This is a genomic window from Herbaspirillum lusitanum P6-12 (assembly GCF_000256565.1).
In the GTDB taxonomy this organism is placed as follows: domain Bacteria; phylum Pseudomonadota; class Gammaproteobacteria; order Burkholderiales; family Burkholderiaceae_D; genus Herbaspirillum; species Herbaspirillum lusitanum.
In genome coordinates this window covers 1-1094 of the sequence record NZ_AJHH01000548.1, presented here as the reverse complement: position 1 = coordinate 1094, position 1094 = coordinate 1, and the positions used below count along the sequence as shown (strand labels likewise).

At 61.2% G+C, this 1094-nt stretch carries 1 protein-coding gene and 1 pseudogene; one reads left to right on the top strand and one right to left on the bottom strand.

Annotated features, from left to right (window positions below):
* Positions 1 to 623, bottom strand: a 623-nt coding sequence (locus tag HLUSI_RS29470; protein ID WP_029363741.1) for a GntR family transcriptional regulator, incomplete at its 3' end; no start/stop codon positions are given.
* 161 nt (positions 624 to 784) lie between these two features.
* On the opposite strand from HLUSI_RS29470, the pseudogene HLUSI_RS29465 reads away from it, so the two are divergent.
* Positions 785 to 1094 (top strand): annotated as a pseudogene (locus HLUSI_RS29465) (galactokinase); the annotation flags it as partial.

The following is a 1094-nucleotide window of genomic DNA, read 5'->3' as shown; positions in this document are numbered from 1 at the left end:
GCAGGAAGCGGGCCTGCCGGCAGGCCGAAATCCTTTGCCACTTTTTTAGGCAAAAGGCAGGCGCGCAAGCGATCTTCGACGCGGCTGACCGAGATGCCGCATTGCTGCTCCAGGAAGGAATACACCAGATGGAACGGTGCGCCGTCAGCGCCCCATTCCTTGTTGCCCACGCGCGCAAAAGGGAAGCTGATGGTTTCCAGCACCAGCGGCGTATCGTCCAGCACGCGCAGCCGCCGCAGGCGATAGACCAGTGCGCCGGCATCCAGTTTGAGCGCTGCGCGTTCATCCGCGTCCGCCGCTACGCGCTCCCGTAACAACAGCGTGTCTTGCGGCAGCCTGCGCACGCCGTCCGCGCGGTCGGTCAAGCGGTAGAAACTGGTGAATGCGCGCTCGTTGGTGGCGCGCGTGACGAAGGTGCCGCGGCCCCGATGGCGTGTCACCAGCCCCTGGCCGCTCAAGACGTCGAAGGCCTTGCGCACGGTGCCGACGCTGACTTTCATGTCTTGTGCAAGCGCCTCTTCGCCGGGTAGTACCTGGCCGGGAAGCCACTCGCCGGCAATGATGCGGTCGTGGATATAGCGGGCAAGCCGGACGAAGGCCGGGCTGAGATCGATAGGAGTCATTTCTTTATTCTATAGAGAATAGAGAAGTAACACTATAGAATTTGATTCCGCATCGCTTTCCCCCTCGTTATAGTCCTCCCAGTCGATGTCATTGCGTGAGGTCCAGTGCCGAGCTTGTGCGGGCATCGATATTTCCTTCATTCATTCGTTGAGATATCGCCATGACCCAGCAAATCCATCGCATCGCTTCCGTCGAGGCGCTGCACGTAGGCCAATTCCTGTATGCCCGCATCCGCACCGAGGCGGGACTGACCGGTTATGGCGAAGCCGGCTCCTGGGGGCACATCGAGGCGGCCAAGGCGGCGCTGGAAAAGTTCGGTAAATATCTCGTCGGCCAGGATGCGAACCAGATCGAATTGCACTGGAACATAATGCAGCGCTTCTCGCATTTCCGCGGCACGGCGGTGAACGCGGCGGTGTCGGCGATCGACATCGCGCTGTGGGATTTGCTCGGCAAGCGCCTGCAGGCGC